General features: G+C 35.0%; 16 protein-coding genes and 1 pseudogene. 16 read left to right on the top strand and 1 reads right to left on the bottom strand.

All coding sequences use genetic code 11. From position 1 onward, the window contains the following. Positions 1–33: 33 nt before the first annotated feature. Positions 34–945: a recombination-associated protein RdgC gene (gene rdgC / locus QQS40_RS01215; protein WP_289902198.1), complete on the top strand. Its 912-nt coding sequence runs from the start codon at positions 34–36 to the stop codon at positions 943–945. A gap of 87 nt (positions 946–1,032) precedes the next feature. Here rdgC and typA read toward each other — a convergent pair whose 3' ends face one another. Further along, positions 1,033–2,883 (bottom strand): translational GTPase TypA, encoded by a 1,851-nt coding sequence (gene typA / locus QQS40_RS01210; RefSeq protein WP_005695275.1) that lies wholly within the window; start codon positions 2,881–2,883, stop codon positions 1,033–1,035. 249 nt (positions 2,884–3,132) lie between these two features. Between typA and glnA the strand changes: the two genes are divergently transcribed. The 15 genes and pseudogenes from glnA to QQS40_RS01135 all read left to right on the top strand — a co-directional run bounded on the left by glnA (position 3,133) and on the right by QQS40_RS01135 (position 17,924). After that, positions 3,133–4,551, top strand: a complete 1,419-nt coding sequence (glnA, locus tag QQS40_RS01205) for a type I glutamate--ammonia ligase (RefSeq protein ID WP_329505646.1) — start codon at positions 3,133–3,135, stop codon at positions 4,549–4,551. Between the two features lie 182 nt (positions 4,552–4,733). Next, positions 4,734–5,357, top strand: a pseudogene (locus QQS40_RS01200) (ABC transporter ATP-binding protein); the annotation flags it as partial. A 7-nt stretch (positions 5,358–5,364) separates the two neighbouring features. Beyond that, on the top strand, positions 5,365–5,718 hold the full coding sequence (locus tag QQS40_RS01195) for a GtrA family protein (protein WP_329505644.1): 354 nt from the start codon (positions 5,365–5,367) through the stop codon (positions 5,716–5,718). Next, positions 5,718–6,704 (top strand): glycosyltransferase family 2 protein, encoded by a 987-nt coding sequence (locus QQS40_RS01190; protein ID WP_329505642.1) that lies wholly within the window; start codon positions 5,718–5,720, stop codon positions 6,702–6,704. Before QQS40_RS01195 ends, QQS40_RS01190 begins: the two co-directional genes overlap by 1 nt. 9 nt (positions 6,705–6,713) lie before the next feature. After that, entirely contained in the window at positions 6,714–7,778 is a 1,065-nt protein-coding gene (gene rffG / locus QQS40_RS01185) for a dTDP-glucose 4,6-dehydratase (RefSeq protein ID WP_329505640.1), read from the top strand. A gap of 78 nt (positions 7,779–7,856) precedes the next feature. Continuing rightward, complete coding sequence (gene rfbA / locus QQS40_RS01180) at positions 7,857–8,729, top strand: glucose-1-phosphate thymidylyltransferase RfbA (RefSeq protein WP_329505638.1); 873 nt, start codon at positions 7,857–7,859, stop codon at positions 8,727–8,729. A gap of 1 nt (position 8,730) precedes the next feature. Next, entirely contained in the window at positions 8,731–9,615 is an 885-nt protein-coding gene (gene rfbD, locus QQS40_RS01175) for a dTDP-4-dehydrorhamnose reductase (RefSeq protein WP_197543787.1), read from the top strand. Positions 9,616–9,634: 19 nt separating this feature from the next. After that, the gene (gene rfbC, locus QQS40_RS01170) at positions 9,635–10,177 is read left to right on the top strand and encodes a dTDP-4-dehydrorhamnose 3,5-epimerase (RefSeq protein ID WP_329505635.1); all 543 of its coding nucleotides are present in this window, start codon (positions 9,635–9,637) and stop codon (positions 10,175–10,177) included. 10 nt (positions 10,178–10,187) lie between these two features. After that, positions 10,188–10,964 carry an ABC transporter permease gene (locus QQS40_RS01165; protein WP_197543785.1) on the top strand — a complete coding sequence of 259 codons (777 nt, stop codon included), beginning with the start codon at positions 10,188–10,190 and terminating at the stop codon, positions 10,962–10,964. A gap of 6 nt (positions 10,965–10,970) precedes the next feature. Further along, positions 10,971–11,714, top strand: coding sequence for an ABC transporter ATP-binding protein (locus QQS40_RS01160; protein WP_329505631.1), 744 nt, complete (start codon positions 10,971–10,973; stop codon positions 11,712–11,714). Positions 11,715–11,728: 14 nt separating this feature from the next. Next, positions 11,729–13,627, top strand: a complete 1,899-nt coding sequence (locus QQS40_RS01155; protein WP_329505629.1) for a rhamnan synthesis F family protein — start codon at positions 11,729–11,731, stop codon at positions 13,625–13,627. Positions 13,628–13,631: 4 nt separating this feature from the next. Continuing rightward, positions 13,632–14,444: an NAD-dependent epimerase/dehydratase family protein gene (locus QQS40_RS01150; protein WP_329505627.1), complete on the top strand. Its 813-nt coding sequence runs from the start codon at positions 13,632–13,634 to the stop codon at positions 14,442–14,444. Beyond that, entirely contained in the window at positions 14,445–15,485 is a 1,041-nt protein-coding gene (locus tag QQS40_RS01145) for an acyltransferase family protein (RefSeq protein ID WP_329505625.1), read from the top strand. Positions 15,486–15,503: 18 nt separating this feature from the next. Then, positions 15,504–17,033, top strand: coding sequence for a glucosyltransferase domain-containing protein (locus QQS40_RS01140; protein ID WP_329505623.1), 1,530 nt, complete (start codon positions 15,504–15,506; stop codon positions 17,031–17,033). 12 nt (positions 17,034–17,045) lie between these two features. After that, entirely contained in the window at positions 17,046–17,924 is an 879-nt protein-coding gene (locus tag QQS40_RS01135; protein WP_329505621.1) for a glycosyltransferase family 2 protein, read from the top strand.

Raw genomic sequence — 17,924 nt, 5'->3', positions numbered from 1 at the left:
TGTATTTTACCCTATTATGAAGGAAGTGTTACGATGTGGTTTAAAAATTTAATGACATATAGGCTGACTAAGCCTCTAGATTGGGATCTTAATGAATTGCAACGCCAGTTGTCAGATTGTGAATTTCATCCTTGTGGCTCACAAGATCAAAGCAAATTCGGTTGGACGAATCCCTTGAAAGGCAGCGAATTATTGCATTTTTCTGTCGGTAAACACATTTTATTGGTTGCGAAAAAAGAAGAGAAAATGTTGCCGGCGAATGTGGTGAAACGTGAATTAGATGAACGCATTGAAAGCCTTGAGCAAAAAGAAAACCGTAAATTGAAGAAAACGGAAAAACAAACGTTAAAAGATGATGTGGTGATGAATTTATTGCCGCGTGCGTTCAGTAAAAATCAGCAAACTGCCGTGTGGATTGATACCGAAAATAACCTTGTTCATGTTGATGCGGCATCCAGTAAACGTGCAGAAGATGCCTTAGCATTATTACGTAAATCACTTGGTTCGTTACCGGTTGTGCCGTTGGCTTTTGCGAATGAACCTTCGACCATTTTAACGGATTGGATTGTGCAGGAAAAAATTCCGCATTGGTTGGTGGCGTTAGAAGAGGCTGAACTGCGTGGAAGCCAAGAAGACAGTGTGATCCGTTGTAAGAAACAGCCTTTGGAAAATGAGGAGATCTTAGCGCTTTTACAAGATGGCAAAAAAGTGGTGAGCAAGCTCGCATTGGAATGGGAAGATACGCTGACTTTTGTATTTAATGAAGATTGCACGCTCAAACGTTTAAAATTTGCTGATGCGGTGCGTGAGAAAAATGCCGATATTTTAAAAGAAGACTATGCGCAACGCTTTGATGCCGATTTTGTATTAATGACAGGTATTTTATCTAAACTGACCGAAAATTTACTCGATGAATTCGGTGGCGAGAAAGTAAGGTTAGGCTAGTTTTAATCATGAAATAAAAGAAGGCGAACATGAGATGTTCGCCTTTTGTTTGTTTAAAAGTGCGGTCAAATTTCCGCACGTTTTTAATTAGTGTGTGCTTGTACTGGTTGTGGTACGGTTTGCACGTTTACGATCGTTTTCCGTTAAGAGTTTTTTACGGATACGGATCGATTCAGGTGTGACTTCCACTAACTCGTCGTCATCGATAAACTCAATGGCTTGTTCAAGGGTGAATTTCACCGGTGTGGTTAAGACGATGGCATCATCTTTACCTGATGCACGCATATTGGTGAGTTTTTTACCTTGTAAACAGTTAACCGTTAAGTCGTTTGTACGGCTGTGAATACCAATGATTTGACCTTCGTAAACTTCTACGTTAGCTTCGATCATTAATTTACCACGCTCTTGTAAACCAAATAGCGCATAAGCAAGTGCTTTACCGGTTGCGTTAGAAATTAATACACCGTTTTTACGTTGGCCGATTTCACCTGGTTTGATGTCATCGTAGTGATCGAAACTAGAGTAAAGTAAACCTGTACCAGACGTCATCGTCATGAATTCACCACGGAAACCGATCAAGCCACGGCTCGGGATGATATATTCTAAACGTACACGACCTTTGCCATCCGGCATCATGTCGCGAACTTCACCTTTACGGATACCTAATGCTTCCATGACAGAGCCTTGGTGTTGTTCTTCTACGTCGATGGTGACTTGCTCATAAGGCTCTTGTTTTTTGCCGTTGATTTCACGGTAGATTACTTTAGGACGAGAAACCGCAAGCTCATAACCTTCACGACGCATATTTTCAATTAATACAGAAAGGTGTAATTCTCCACGGCCAGAAACACGGAATTCATCTGGGTTTGGTGTTTCTTCTACGCGTAATGCGACGTTGTGAACTAACTCTTTGTTTAAACGTTCAAGAATTTGACGAGAAGTCACATATTTACCTTCTTGACCCGCAAACGGTGAAGTATTTACACAGAAGAACATGGTTACAGTCGGTTCATCAACAGTTAATGATGGTAAGGCTTCAACGGCGTTGATATCACAAATAGTATCCGAGATATTTAATTCACCTAAACCGGTAATCGCGATGATATCGCCTGCGTAAGCAACATCTTCTTCATAACGTTGTAAACCAAGGTGACCTAATACTTGACCCACACGACCTTGGCGAGTTTTACCTTCACCATCAATGATCGTTACAGGTTGATTTGGTTTGATTGAGCCACGTTTGATACGACCGATACCAATAACCCCCACATAGCTGTTATAGTCTAATTGTGAGATTTGCATTTGAAATGGGGCATCAAGTTCCACTTTTGGCGGTTCAACGTGTTGAACAATCGCTTCAAATAATGGGGTCATGTCTTCCGCTAAATCTTCGTGTTCAAGACCTGCAACACCATTTAATGCTGAAGCATAGATAATAGGGAAGTCTAATTGCTCATCGGTTGCACCAAGGTTAACGAATAAATCGAATACTTGATCCACCACCCAATCAGGACGTGCGCCTGGACGGTCAACCTTGTTGATAACTACAATTGGTTTTAAACCATGAGCAAAGGCTTTTTGGGTTACGAAACGCGTTTGTGGCATTGGACCGTCAAAGGCATCTACCACTAAAAGTACAGAATCCACCATAGAAAGTACACGTTCTACTTCACCACCGAAGTCGGCGTGTCCTGGGGTATCTACGATGTTAATGCGATAACCATTCCAGTTAATTGCGGTATTTTTTGCAAGAATGGTAATACCACGTTCTTTTTCAAGATCGTTTGAGTCCATTACGCGTTCATCAACATCACCACGAGTTGATTCAAATGTACCAGATTGTTGAAGGAGTTTGTCAACGAGGGTGGTTTTACCATGGTCAACGTGAGCGATAATTGCAATATTGCGCAATTTATTAATATCAATGTCGTTTTTCATTTATTACGTTCTTAATGTTTAAGTTTTGTAGGGTGGAATTTTTAGGCCACCAAATAGTCCAAGTAGTTTAAATTGGTGAGTTAAACTCACCCTACGAGAATCTCGAAAGGGCAAAGATTATACACGATATTTCGTTATTCTGCTATGCTGGTGTTTAAAATAAATCCCATGAAAAAAGTAAGCGGTTGCGTTATAATGCTCTTTTAATTTTTATAAAGATTATATACATAGCAAAATAGAGGACTCCTTATGCCAAATGCAAATGCAATTGCCAACGTATTCAAACTGATCGAAGAGAACGATATTAAGTTCGCACTACTTCGCTTTACCGACATTAAAGGGAAAGAACACGGTGTTTCTATTCCAGTTAGCCTTGTTGATGAAGATATGTTTGAAGATGGCAAAATGTTCGATGGCTCTTCTGTTGAAGGTTGGAAAACCATTAACAAAGCCGATATGCTTTTAATGCCAATCGCTGAGACGGCGGTAGTCGATCCATTTGCGCAGATCCCAACCCTCTCTATTCGTTGTAGCATTTATGAACCAACGACTATGCAAAGCTATGATCGTGACCCGCGTTCAATTGCTATTCGTGCTGAAAACTATATGCGTTCAATCGGTATTGCTGATCAAGCATTCTTTGGTCCTGAACCAGAGTTCTTCTTATTTGATGATGTACGTTTTGATGTATCAATGAACCGTGCTTCTTTTGCCGTTGATGATATTGAGGCTGCTTGGAACACCAACAAAAAATACGAAGGTGGTAACAACGCTTATCGTCCATTGAAAAAAGGCGGTTACTGTGCGGTTGCTCCAATTGATACGGCACACGATATTCGTTCTGAAATGTGTTTGATTTTAGAAGAAATGGGCTTAGTAGTAGAAGCTCACCACCATGAGGTGGCAACTGCAGGTCAAAATGAAATTGCAACGAAATTCAATAGCTTAACCTTGAAAGCGGATGAAACTCAAATCTATAAATATGTGGTGCAAAACGTTGCATTAGAACATGGTAAAACCGCTTGCTTTATGCCAAAACCAATCACAGGTGATAATGGTTCGGGTATGCACTGTAATATGTCATTAAGCAAAGACGGTAAAAATATTTTCCAAGGTGATAAATATGCAGGTCTTTCTGAAACCGCACTTTATTACATTGGTGGTATCATTAAGCACGCTAAAGCATTAAATGCATTCACTAACCCAAGTACTAACTCATACAAACGTTTAGTGCCAGGTTTTGAAGCGCCAGTATTGTTGGCTTACTCTGCAAGCAACCGTTCTGCATCAATTCGTATCCCGGCAGTAACCAACCCGAAAGCAATTCGTATTGAAGCGCGTTTCCCAGATCCATTGACAAACCCATATCTTGCATTCGCTGCATTATTGATGGCTGGCCTTGACGGTGTAGTAAACAAAATCCACCCAGGCGATGCAATGGATAAAAATCTTTATGATCTTCCACCAGAAGAATTAAAAGATATTCCCGCAGTTGCAAGCTCACTAGAAGAAGCGTTGAATTCATTAGAAAAAGACTATGAGTTCTTAACTCAAGGTGGCGTATTTGCTAAAGACTTTATCGAAGCATTTATTAGCGTTAAACGTAAAGACGTGGAACGTTTAAATATGACACCACATCCAGTTGAGTTTGAGATGTATTATGCATAATGATAAACAACGGAATTCAAGTTGTTGAACAAGAAAAGTGCGGTCGTTTTGGACCGCATTTTTTGTATGTGTATATTGTATTTAATTCGTGTATAATCGAAATCCGATTATAGATAGGGCTAGATTATGCTAAGTAAATTTGTAGGAAAGTTTCGTCGATTTTTTGCATTCGATGAACTTTTAAAGCAACTGAACAATATAATGGCTTAAAAGAATATGTGATTAAAATGCTAAAAGGTGAACTCATGTTCCAGGAGTTCTTAGCGTTAAGAGATGTGAATCTTGAAGTCAGAAAAGGGGAGTCTTGAGGCTTAATTGGTACCAATGCCTCGGGGAAGTCAACGCTTTTAAAATTGATTTGCGGTATCCTAAAACCCTATAAAGGTACGGTAGAAGTACATAGTAATATTGCACTGTTAATTGAGCTAGGTGTAGGTTTTGATGGAGAGCTAACCGCAAGAGAAAATATTTATCTAAATGGTGCAATATTGGGTCATAAAAAAGCCTTTATGGAGCAGTATTTTGATGAAATTATTGAGTTTGCGGAACTTCAAGATTTTGTGGATATGCCGCTTAAAAACTTTTCATCTGGTATGGCTGCACGCCTTGGTTTTGCAGTAGCGACGATTGTTAAGCCTGAAATTCTCATTGTAGATGAAGTGCTTGCTGGTGGCACAACATTATTGTTTGTTTCCCACTCAATTGAGCAAGTAAAAGAGCTTTGCCAGAATGTGATTTGGATTGATAAAGGTATCGCAAAAGCTTCTGGTAAAACAGAAGATATAATCCCATTGTACGATGTGTGATTTTTATATGTTTTCTAAATATATTCTAGTCGGTATCATCAATACCGCCATTACAGCACTACTTATTCTTTTATTGATGTATTTGGGATTAGGAGTATATACTTCTAATGCGTTCGGTTATGTTGCTGGCATTATCGTTAGCTTTATCTTCAATACATTATTTACTTTCTCAACTAAACTCACATGGAAAAGATTTATAAAATTTATAATAAACTGTGGGATTTGTTATGTGGTTAATTTAGTTGTAATTTATCTAGTTTTATTCATTAATAATGAATGGATCTATTTTGCACAATTATGCGGTATGGGAGCTTATACCGTTTCAGGTTTTATTTTAAATAAATTATGGGTGATGAAATAATGCCAACAGAACAGAACAGAACAGAACAGCCATCTTTGGCGATCGTTGTTCCTTGTTATAACGAAAGTGAAGTTTTTAGCTATTGCTTGAATGTACTAACAGATATATTAAAAGATCTTATTAATAAGAATAAGATTAAAGCAAATAGTTATGTGCTTTTTGTTGATGATGGCAGCAAAGATGACACTTGGCAACAAATCGAGCAAGCAAGTAACGTATCCAATCTCATTCGTGGAGTAAAACTCTCTCGTAATAAAGGACACCAAATTGCACTCTTAGCAGGTTTGTATTCTGTAGATACTGATGTGAGTATAAGTATTGATGCTGATTTGCAAGATGATACCAATTGCATTTATGAAATGCTTGATAAATATATGCAAGGTAATGAAATTGTTTATGGCGTTCGCAACGATCGTACAACAGATACGGTATTTAAACGCGGCACAGCTGGACTATTTTATACCTTAATGACTAAATTAGGTGTTGAGCAAACTGAAAATCACGCAGATTATCGTTTACTGAGCTCTAAAGCATTAGAAGCATTAAAACAATATAAAGAGCAAAATGTGTATCTACGTGGAATGATCCCATTAATAGGCTTTAAAAACGACAAAGTCTATTACACAAGAAGTGAACGTATTGCGGGTGAGTCTAAATATCCATTAAAGAAAATGTTAGCTCTTGCATTAGAAGGTATTACTTCGTTAAGTATTACCCCATTGCGTTTAATCTCGGTGATTGGTTTTCTAACTTGCTTATTTTCCGCTTTAGCAGGAGTTTATGTTTTAGTGGATAAACTATTAGGACACACAGTAGAAGGTTGGACATCACTTATGATTGCAATTTTCTTCTTAGGTGGGGTTCAAATGCTATCACTTGGTGTAATTGGTGAGTACGTTGGTAAGATCTATATTGAAAGTAAGAATAGACCAAAGTTTTTTGTTGAAAGATGTAGTATGTCTAAGAATTTTTATCCTGACAATTAAAGAGGACTTATGAGTAAGAAAATTCTCGTCACTGGCGGTGCAGGCTTTATCGGCTCTGCAGTGGTTCGCCATATTATTGAAAAAACGCAAGATAGCGTAGTAAACGTTGATAAATTGACCTATGCAGGTAATTTAGAATCCCTTGAAGTGGTAGAAAATCATCCACGCTATGTGTTTGAGCAAGTAGATATTTGTGATGCGAAAGCACTCTCTCGTGTGTTTGAGCAACACCAACCAGATGCGGTGATGCACTTAGCGGCAGAAAGCCACGTTGACCGTTCTATTGATGGTCCTGCTGCCTTTATTGAAACTAACATTGTGGGAACTTACACACTATTAGAAGCGGCTCGTGCTTATTGGAGTACATTAAGCAACGAGAAAAAAGTGGCATTCCGTTTCCACCATATTTCAACCGATGAAGTCTACGGTGATTTAGAAGGCACGGATGATTTATTCACCGAAACCACGCCTTATGCACCAAGTAGCCCTTATTCAGCGTCTAAAGCATCAAGCGATCACTTAGTGCGTGCATGGCTGCGTACTTATGGTTTACCAACGATTGTGACTAACTGCTCAAATAACTATGGTCCATTCCACTTTCCCGAAAAACTTATTCCACTAATGATTTTAAATGCACTAGATGGAAAGCCATTACCAGTTTATGGAAATGGTCAACAAATTCGTGACTGGTTATTTGTAGAAGATCATGCTCGTGCATTATATAAAGTAGTAACCGAAGGAGAAGTAGGAGAAACATACAACATTGGTGGGCATAACGAGAAAGCAAATATTGATGTAGTACGTACTATTTGTCGTTTATTAGAAGAGTTAGTGCCAAACAAACCAGAAGGCGTAGCAAAATATGAAGATCTTATTACCTATGTGAAAGATCGCCCAGGTCACGATGTACGCTATGCGATTGATGCAGCCAAAATTGGTCGAGAATTAGGTTGGAAGCCACAAGAAACTTTTGAATCAGGTATCCGCAAAACGGTAGAATGGTATTTAAATAACAAAAAATGGTGGAGCCGTGTATTAGATGGCTCTTATAACCGTGAGCGTTTAGGTAACTAATTATTAACAAGCGGTGGAGTTTTTCTAATAATTTGCAAAAATTTAAGAAAATCTATCCGCTCTTTTAAAGGTCTCCTTATGAAAGGTATTATTCTTGCAGGCGGTTCTGGTACTCGCCTCTATCCCATTACTCGAGGTGTCTCTAAGCAGCTTTTGCCTGTTTATGATAAACCGATGATTTACTATCCACTTTCAGTATTAATGTTAGCGGGTATTCGCGATGTTCTTATTATTACTACCACTGAAGATAATGAAAGTTTCAAGCGCTTATTAGGTGATGGTTCAGACTTTGGTGTAAATTTACAGTACGCAATTCAACCAAGCCCAGATGGTTTAGCTCAAGCATTTCTTATTGGTGAAGAGTTTATCAATGGTGATAGCTGTTGCTTAGTATTGGGCGACAACATTTTCTACGGTCAACACTTTAGTCAAATGTTGCAAGATGCAGTTAAACAGCCCCACGGTGCAACAGTGTTTGGATATTTAGTGAAAGATCCTGAGCGCTTTGGTGTAGTGGAATTTGATGAAAACTTCAAAGCGGTTTCGATTGAAGAAAAACCAGTTCAACCAAAATCAAACTATGCTGTAACAGGTTTATATTTTTATGATAACCGTGTGGTAGAATTTGCAAAACAAGTCAAGCCCTCTGCTCGTGGAGAATTAGAGATTACTACTCTTAACGAAATGTATTTAAACGATGGCTCACTCAACGTGCAATTGCTCGGACGTGGTTTTGCATGGTTAGATACTGGTACACACGAAAGTTTACATGAGGCGGCTTCATTTGTTCGTACCATTGAAAAGGTGCAAGGTTTGCAAGTAGCATGTTTAGAAGAAATAGCATGGCGTAATGGTTGGCTCACTTCTGAACAGGTGGAAAAATTAGCAAAACCAATGGCAAAAAATGAGTATGGTCAATACTTGCTTAGAATAATTAAGGAAAAAAAATAGTGTGGCAAAATTCCTAATCACAGGGGCAAATGGACAAATAGGTTTTGCTTTGACACAAAGGTTAAGGCTTGAAAACGGTCATGATATATTAGCTTTAAAACATAACGAGCTTGATATCACGAATAAAAATGCTGTACTGTCTTTGGTTGATTCGTTTAAGCCGAATATTATTATTAATGGGGCAGCTTACACTCATGTGGATAGAGCTGAAACTGAAGAGTCACTAGTTCATGATGTTAATGTCAAAGGGTTAAAATATTTAGCTGAGGCTGCAAATAGAGTTAATGCAACTATCTTGCATATATCTACTGATTATGTATTTGATGGATATAAAAAAGGTAAATATACAGAAACCGATATTACTTGTCCCTTAAGTGCTTATGGCAAAAGTAAGGCAGAGGGAGATAAGGTGCTTCTTTCCCTTGTTTCAAGAGTGATCATTTTACGTACTTCTTGGGTTTTTGGCGAACATGGCAATAATTTTGTGAAAACTATGCTTCGCTTAGCCAAAAAACACGATACATTAAACGTTGTTGCGGATCAAATTGGTGGGCCAACTTATGCTGGAGATATTGCTAGTACATTAGTTCAGATTGCCGAAAAAATTATTAGAGGCGAAAGTATCGAATATGGCATTTATCATTTTAGTGGAGTGCCATATGTTAGTTGGTGTGATTTTGCTAAAGCTATTTTGGCTGAGGCTGTTTCGCAAAATGTGTTAGAGAAAGTTCCTTTTGTAAATGAGATTACGACTGCGGATTATCCAACCCAGGCTAAACGTCCAGCCAATACTTGCTTAGATTTAACTAAAATTCAGCAAGCGTTTGGAGTTAAACCAAGTGATTGGCAAAAAGCATTAAAAAATATTAAGGCTTATGCAGAATAAGAAAATATAAGGATTCATAATGAAAGTTATTGATACTAAAATTCCCGATGTAAAATTATTAGAACCTCAAGTATTCGGTGATGAACGTGGTTTCTTTATGGAAACCTTCCGTGATGAATGGTTTAAACAAAATGTAGCAGATCGTACTTTTGTACAAGAAAATCATTCAAAATCGGTAAAAGGAGTATTACGTGGATTACATTATCAAACTGAAAATACACAAGGTAAATTAGTGCGTGTAGTATCTGGAGCTGTATTTGATGTTGCCGTTGATATGCGGGAATTCTCTCCTACATTTGGACAATGGGTAGGTGAAATTTTATCTGCTGAAAATAAACGTCAGCTTTGGGTACCTGAAGGGTTTGCACATGGCTTTTATGTTTTAACTGATGAAGCTGAATTTACTTATAAATGTACTGATTACTATAATCCTAAAGCAGAGCATTCTTTAATTTGGAATGATGAGGCCGTCGGTATTGAATGGCCTTTAGAGGGCGAACCGAGTTTGTCAGCAAAAGATTTAGCTGGAAAAATTTTAAAGGATGCTGTGAAATTTAAATAAGATATTGCTTATGAAATCATTTGTAAATCAAATTAAATATATCGAATTATTGAAGCAGTTGGTCCTTAAGGATATAAAACTAAAATATAGAAGAAGTTATTTAGGCTATATTTGGAGTATTTTAAATCCTTTGTTAATGATGATTGTATTAACAGTGGTTTTTTCAAACTTATTTAAATTCGATATTCCTAATTTTTCAGCCTATCTGCTTACAGGACAATTAATTTTTGGTTTTGTCTCAGAAGCGACTTCTAGTTCAGTCACGGCTATTGTTCATAATGCTTCTTTAATTAAAAAGACATATGTACCAAAGTATATTTTTGTTTTATCTAAAATAACAAGCTCATTAGTTAATATGCTGTTTGCAATGATAGCCCTAATTCTTGTGATGATTTTTACCCAAGTAGAAATTACATTGAATGTTTTATGGGTTCCCATAATTTTCTTAGAGCTTTATATTTTTAGTTTAGGATTAGGATTCATTTTATCAGCTTCAACTGTATTTTTTAGAGATATTCAATATTTATGGGGTGTTTTTACTTCTATTTGGATGTATTTAACCCCTATAATTTATCCTGTGTCTATTATTTCTCAAGAATATCGTTGGTGGTATGATAACCTTAATCCTATGGTGAATTATGTTGAGCAATTTAGAAATGTAATTCTAAATGGTCAGAGTTTGTCAATGGAGTCTTTATCTCAAGGTTTTATTATATCGATAATTCTATTATTAGTCGGTATTTGGTTTTTTAATCGTAAAGAAAATGAATTTATACTTTATATCTAAATAATTATGAATGATATAGTGATCGAAGTAAAAAATGCTACAGTAAGATTTAATAAATCAGCTGAAAGTATTAGTGGTTTAAAAGAATATATTATTAAGATGTTAAAAAGAGAGCTAATGTTTCAAGAGTTCTTGGCACTTAAAAATATTAATTTTACTGTAAAACGAGGGGAGTCTTGGGGATTAATTGGGAAGAATGGTTCAGGAAAATCTACTTTACTTAAATTAATTTCAGGAATTATCAGACCTTACCAAGGAAATGTAACAGTCAATGGTTCTATTTCACCATTAATTGAATTAGGAGCTGGCTTTGATCCGGAATTGACAGCAAGAGAGAATATTTTTCTTAATGGGGCATTATTAGGCTATAGTAAAAGATTTATTGAATCTCATTTCCAAGAGATTGTTGACTTTGCAGAATTAAATGATTTTATTGATGTTCCTATTAAGAATTTTTCTTCAGGTATGTCTGCTAGATTAGGATTTGCTATTGCAACAGTGCAGAAACCCGATATTTTGATTGTTGATGAAGTATTAGCCGTAGGCGATTTTGCCTTTCAACAAAAGTGTAAAGAGAGAATGGAACATTTGTTGAGCAATGGCACAACATTATTGTTTGTATCTCATTCAATTGAGCAAGTTAAAGAGTTATGCTCTAGCGCTATCTGGATTGATAATGGTGAAGTAAGGGCTATAGGGGATACTTGTTCTGTTTCTCAAGAATATATATCTTCTATGGTTAATAACTAAATCTAAGGAAAAAAATGAAAAGATTAGCAATTTATTTATTCTATGATCACGATGGAATCGTAGATGATTATATCCCGTATAAACTAGAAAAACTAAAAGAGTTTGTCCAAGACATCTGGTTTGTTTCAAATTCAGATTTAACAGCTGAGTCACGTAAAAAAATTCAACATTGCACAGATTACATTATGTGCCGAGAAAATATTGGATTTGATGTTTGGGGATATAAAGAGGCAATTGAGAAAATTGGCTTTGATAAACTAGCTGAATATGATGAACTTATTCTATTAAATTATACTTTCTTTGCACCTATTTTCCCATTCTCAGAATTATTTGAGTGGTCAGAAAAGCAAAATGTTGATTTCTGGGGAATATCGGATCATGGAAAGGTCCAACCTAATCCGTTTACCGGTACAGGTGTTTTACATAAGCATATTCAATCGCATTTTATTGCAGTCAGAAAGAATATGTTAAATTCACATGAATTTGAGCATTATTGGAAAAATATGCCAATGATCCATTCATATACAGACTCAGTGTTAATGCATGAGTCTAGATTTACACATCATTTCTACTCTAAAGGGTATAGTTATGCTGTTTATGTAGATTCTGATGTTTTTGGTAGTAAATATCCAACATTCTATGAAATTGATGATACATTTAGTAAATCTCGTTCTCCTATCTTAAAGAGAAGACCTTTTTTTCATGACCCATTACATCATGATAGAGAATGCTTATTTTTAAGAAGAGCCATAGAATACATTCAAGAAGAATCAGAATATCCGATAGAGCTGATAATCAAAAATATCTTAAGAACATCAAAACCTAAAGATATTGCAACTAATATGACTTTATTAAAAGTATTTGATTCTTTAAATACTGTAAAACTTAGAGAGAATTTGAAAATTCTTGTGGTTGCACATATATTCTATGCAGATATGCTTGAAGAGATATTATTTTATACCGAAAATATACCTTGCAAATATGATTTGCTTATTACGACATCAAGTAAAGAGCAAAGAGAAGAGATCTTATCTTCTCCTATATTGGAAACAATAAATACGAATAATATTAAGGTGATTGTAACTGAGCAAAATAGAGGACGAGATATGTCTTCACTATTTATTAGTTGTAAAGATGATATTATGAATAGTGATTATGATTGGGTCTGTCGTTTACATTCAAAAAAATCTCCTCAAAATGGTTATAACATGGCGAAACATTTTAAGGAAATGATGTATTTAAATTTATTGAAGGATAAAGCATATGTATCTAAGTTGCTTAATTATCTAGATAATAATAAAAACATAGGTTTTGCAATGCCTTCAATGGTTCATATTGGATATCCAACTCTTGGGCATGCTTGGTATAGTAATAAACCTCTTTGCTTAGAGATAGCAAAAAAACTAAATATTAATGTGCCTTTTGACGATATATCTCCATTTGCTGCATACGGTACCATGTTCTGGTTTAGACCAAAAGCATTGCGTAAGCTTTTTGAATATAACTGGAAGTTTGAAGATTTTAATAAAGAACCAATGCATTACGATGGTTCGTTGGCTCATGTATTAGAGCGCTTATTAGCTTATGCTGCTCATGATGCTGGTTACTTAGCATGTAACATTATGTCGTCAGAAATGATGGAGCTTAATTACACTAAATTAGAATATAAAATACAGAGATTAGTAAGTAATCTTTCTAATGGAGACATTTCATATCAAATTAGTCTGGCTCATAATGCTAAATATATGTTGGGAATTTCATCTGGAAATCCCAATGTTAGCCGTTATTTTATAATTAATGTGGTACGCCTATTAAAAAATCATGTATTAGGCAATTATCCTAAATTATCCAAAGTAACACGTATGCCATATAGAAAATTAAGACACTATTATCATAAATTTAGAGGACATTAATTCAATGAATATTATTGTAACGGGAGCCAATGGTTATATCGGTAGAAATGTTGTAAAAGGTTTATTAGATAAAGGACATCAAGTCACAGCAATGCTTTTTGATGGAGAAACACCTCATCATTTTTTAGAGGGAGCAAGCTTATTTTATGGGAATATCTTCGCTTTATCTCAAGATAAGAAATGTGATTTAGTGAAAGATGCAGAATGTTTATTACATTTGGCTTGGCAGGCTGGGTTTAATCATCGAGACCCATCTCATTTAGCTAACGTGATGAAACATTATGAATTTCTCACATCGATGGCTGAATTAGGTATAAAAAATATCTCTGTTGCAGGAACGATGCATGAGGTCGGATACTTTGTTGGACCTATTGATGAAAATACACCTTGTAATCCTCGAAATCCTTATGGAATTGCAAAAAACTTCTTACGCCAAGCAATGTTTGATTTTGCTAGTGTAACGCCTGAATTAAATTTACAGTGGTTACGCTTTTACTATATTACAGGCGATGATCGTTTTAGTAATTCTATTTTTACGAAGATCTTAAAGGCTGAAGATGATGGACAAGAGTTTTTCCCTTTGAACAGTGGTGAAATGCTTTATGACTTTATTGATATTGAGGAACTTTCAGCGCAAATAGAAGAAAGAATTTCAAGTAAGCAATCTGGGGTATTTAACTGTTGCTCAGGTAAACCAAAGAGTTTGCGAACAGCAGTAGAAGAATTTATTACTGAGCATAACTTAAAAATTAAGCCTAAGTATAATGTTTTTCCTGCAAGAACTTATGATTCTATGGCTACTTGGGGAAAAAGATAAATGCAAGAGAAACAACATCTATTTTATGTTGATGCCATTAAGATTATAGCTTGTATATCAATCATACTATTTCATCTTAATGTTCATGCATTTTATGCAAATAATAGCGCTTCTTTGATTGGTTCTCTTACTTATTTTAATGTTAGCTTTGGTGATCTTTGGATATCAATGTTTATTATTATTTCTGGATTAACATTAGCATTAACAAGCAGAGAAAATTTTAGTATAAGAGGTTTCTTTAAAAAAAGGTTTTTAGCAATCTATCCTTCATTTTGGATTACCTATATATTGGTTGCTTTAGTCTTTCTAATTATTCTGCATAAACCTTTTGGTGATGGAGAATATTGGAAAATCATATTAACAGTTATTGGTTTAGATGGTTTCTTTTTATATAAATTTCCTAGCTATTACCTAGTTGGTGAATGGTATACAGGGTATATGCTGATAACCTATCTGTTCTTTCCGGTATTGTATATGTTTTTTTCTAAGAAACCAATTATCTCATTTATTATAATAATTGCTATTGTTGTATGTGTATTTAATATTTATTCAGAAATATTTCAGATTCCTCAGACGATTAATCCAATAATGAGGCTACCTGATTTTTTCTTTGGAATAATTTTTACTACATTTTTGTCTAAAAATAATATGTGCAAAATGATATTGCCTATATTATCTTTAATTTACTTGATATTTTCAGATTTCACTCATGCACATATTCCATATCATTTTCATATGATTTTAACAGGAATTTCATTATTTTTGATTCTCGAATGTATTTTTAGGGGGATTGGTCAATATCTAACCCCAAAAATATTAGATAAAACAGCATACTGGGCCCAATATACTTTTTTAGCATTCCTTATACATCATCAGGTTTTATTGTATTTCTTTCAGGAGATACCTAATCTACCTAATGAGAACTCTACTTTCAAATTGAGTATTTGGGTTTCTGTTTGTGTTATAAGCTTTTCTTATGCCATTATTATATATCCAGTTGTGAGTAATTTTTCTAAGTTTCTTTTCAAAAGAATGATGTGATTTTTATAGGAACCTTGTATGTATTTCTTGTCTAATTGCAAATATAGTTTTGATGAATTTATCGATTTTCTAAGAAATAATTTATTTCTTATTAATATTACCGTTTTCTTTCTGCTATTGGGATATGGGATAAAACTATTTTCACTAAGTTTCTCAATCGATACTGAGGCCATTATTTCTATTACTGATTCTCAATATAGTGCTTGGCATGAATTAGGACGTACTGGGCTTGTGCTATTTAAACATCTGATGGGTATTGGTTGGTATAATAATGCATTAGCATCTTTTTTAATGGTTTTATTTATTGGCTTATCTGCATTGGTATGGGCTTATTTACTAAATGGAGGCGTAAAAAAGAATCATTCTCTTCTTTTTTTTACAATACCAGTTGTTTCATCGCCTATTATTGCTGAAATGCTAGGATTTTTATTAATGGGGATGGAAGTTGCTCTAGCTCTTATATTTATTGCTATAAGTTTGATGTGTACTCAGAACTGGATTTTTAGTAAATCAAGAATGGCGCTTTTATTTGCAATTATTTTTAGCTTTATTGCATTTTCTATTTATCTCGCTATGGTGACGATATTTATCGTAGCAACTTTCTTTATCGTTTTTATGAAAATAGAAAATGATAATAGATTAAATAAGGAAACTGTATTTTTTACAATTAGATATATTTTTGTATTTGTGGCATCTTATTTAGCTTATACTATTTTTAATAAAGGAGCTCAATGGTATTTTGATATATCCACTCATCCATATATATCTGAGCAGCTAAGATGGGGTAAGGATGATATTCACATTATCCTTAGCAATCTCTTAAATCATCTTATTGAAATATATTATTCGAATAGTATATTCTTCACTAAGTGGTTTCTAATTGTTTCCATAGTATTTTTCCTATTGCTGTTAATTAAAACATTTTATGAAAAAAAATCTATATATAACTTATTGATTGCGATCTGTATAATCGCCTCTCCATTTATGATGGGCATTATTCTAGGTAATAGAACTACAGAACGAACAATAATGACTCATCCATTTGCCTTGGGTTTTATGCTATTTTATATTTATCAACACATTCAAAAACAGCATAAATACCTTAAGGGTATTTTAGTATTAATTCTGTCTGTTATTGGATTATCTCAAAGCTATGTAGTGAATAGAATATTTTATACTGAGGCTATTACGTATCAGCAAGACGTTAATTTGGTTTATAGCGTCCAAAATAAAATAGGTGAGCTTGGATATGGTGAGTTTCCTCCCTATCCCGTTGCATTCATTGGTTCACATAGCGTTAAATGTAATAATAGTTGTTATTCTAGCCAAAAATTAGCTCTTACAGGTCGTTCTTTATTTGAAATAACTTTTGGCAATGAGCATGGAACTTTTGTAAAGAACCATTTTTTTGCGGCTCAAGGTGCAAGCTATAATCTCCCATCTAGTGAACAAATACAAATTGCTACGAAAGTCTCTGAGAATATGCCTCATTGGCCATCAAAAGGAAGTATTGCATTAGTAAATGATGTTATTATTGTTAACTTTTAAATAGATAATAAAATGAGTTTAAATTATTCCGTGATTGTATGCACCTTCAACGGTGCATCTTTTATATCAGAACAACTAAAGAGCATTTTATCGCAGCCTATTCTGCCACAAAAAATTATTATATCTGATGATGGTTCTTGCGATGAAACCCTTGCTATTGTTCAGCAAATTTTTGCTCAGGCTAACTTTGCGGCTTATCAAATTGTACAAGGCCCTAAAAAAGGCGTAATCACTAATTTTCTGTCTGCCTTAAAGCATTGTGAAGCAGATTTTACTTTTTTAGCGGATCAAGATGATATTTGGCACTTGGACAAGATCACAGAATTTGCTCAAATGGCTGAAAAACAAAATAGTAATGTCCCAACTCTGACTTTCAGTGATGCTCGTTTGATTGATGAACAAAATCAAGAAATCGCCCCAAGTTTTTTTGCTTATCAGGCTTTAAGTGAGAAATGCTTAAGCGATGATTCGATTTTATATAAAAATTGTGTGCAAGGCGCAGCCTGTATGCTCAATCGTGCCTTACGTAATCTAGCACTAGATTCTTTATCTTATACTCAACTTTCTGAACTTTATATGCACGATTGGTGGTTGGCACTGTTAGCGCGCTATTATGGTGAAACACAATTTATAGATAAGCCTTTGCTAGATTATCGTCAACATTGCCAAAATCAAGTGGGGGTGTTTAACCATAAATTGCGTCTATTTTATTATTTTATTCGATTTAAGTCTTACTGGAAAAATATTCGTCAGGCAATCCGGCAAGTTAAAATGTTTGAACAATTTGCTACAAAATATGGCAAACCACATTGTTTACCTCCCTCTTCAAAAAGAGAGTACCGAAGTGTGCCAAAATTAAAGCAGTGGCTATTATCCCTTTTGGTAAAATAA

This window comes from Haemophilus parainfluenzae (genome assembly GCF_036288925.1).
Taxonomy (GTDB): domain Bacteria; phylum Pseudomonadota; class Gammaproteobacteria; order Enterobacterales; family Pasteurellaceae; genus Haemophilus_D.
This window is presented reverse-complemented; position numbering and strand designations above follow the sequence as displayed.

Bases quoted from the DNA above. Each gene is read 5' to 3' on its own strand.
- rdgC (WP_289902198.1), top strand. From the start codon at position 34: ATGTGGTTTAAAAATTTAATGACATATAGGCTGACTAAGCCTCTAGAT.
- typA (WP_005695275.1), bottom strand. From the start codon at position 2,883: ATGAAAAACGACATTGATATTAATAAATTGCGCAATATTGCAATTATC.
- glnA (WP_329505646.1), top strand. From the start codon at position 3,133: ATGCCAAATGCAAATGCAATTGCCAACGTATTCAAACTGATCGAAGAG.
- QQS40_RS01195 (WP_329505644.1), top strand. From the start codon at position 5,365: ATGTTTTCTAAATATATTCTAGTCGGTATCATCAATACCGCCATTACA.
- QQS40_RS01190 (WP_329505642.1), top strand. From the start codon at position 5,718: ATGCCAACAGAACAGAACAGAACAGAACAGCCATCTTTGGCGATCGTT.
- rffG (WP_329505640.1), top strand. From the start codon at position 6,714: ATGAGTAAGAAAATTCTCGTCACTGGCGGTGCAGGCTTTATCGGCTCT.
- rfbA (WP_329505638.1), top strand. From the start codon at position 7,857: ATGAAAGGTATTATTCTTGCAGGCGGTTCTGGTACTCGCCTCTATCCC.
- rfbC (WP_329505635.1), top strand. From the start codon at position 9,635: ATGAAAGTTATTGATACTAAAATTCCCGATGTAAAATTATTAGAACCT.
- QQS40_RS01165 (WP_197543785.1), top strand. From the start codon at position 10,188: ATGAAATCATTTGTAAATCAAATTAAATATATCGAATTATTGAAGCAG.
- QQS40_RS01160 (WP_329505631.1), top strand. From the start codon at position 10,971: ATGAATGATATAGTGATCGAAGTAAAAAATGCTACAGTAAGATTTAAT.
- QQS40_RS01155 (WP_329505629.1), top strand. From the start codon at position 11,729: ATGAAAAGATTAGCAATTTATTTATTCTATGATCACGATGGAATCGTA.
- QQS40_RS01150 (WP_329505627.1), top strand. From the start codon at position 13,632: ATGAATATTATTGTAACGGGAGCCAATGGTTATATCGGTAGAAATGTT.
- QQS40_RS01145 (WP_329505625.1), top strand. From the start codon at position 14,445: ATGCAAGAGAAACAACATCTATTTTATGTTGATGCCATTAAGATTATA.
- QQS40_RS01140 (WP_329505623.1), top strand. From the start codon at position 15,504: ATGTATTTCTTGTCTAATTGCAAATATAGTTTTGATGAATTTATCGAT.
- QQS40_RS01135 (WP_329505621.1), top strand. From the start codon at position 17,046: ATGAGTTTAAATTATTCCGTGATTGTATGCACCTTCAACGGTGCATCT.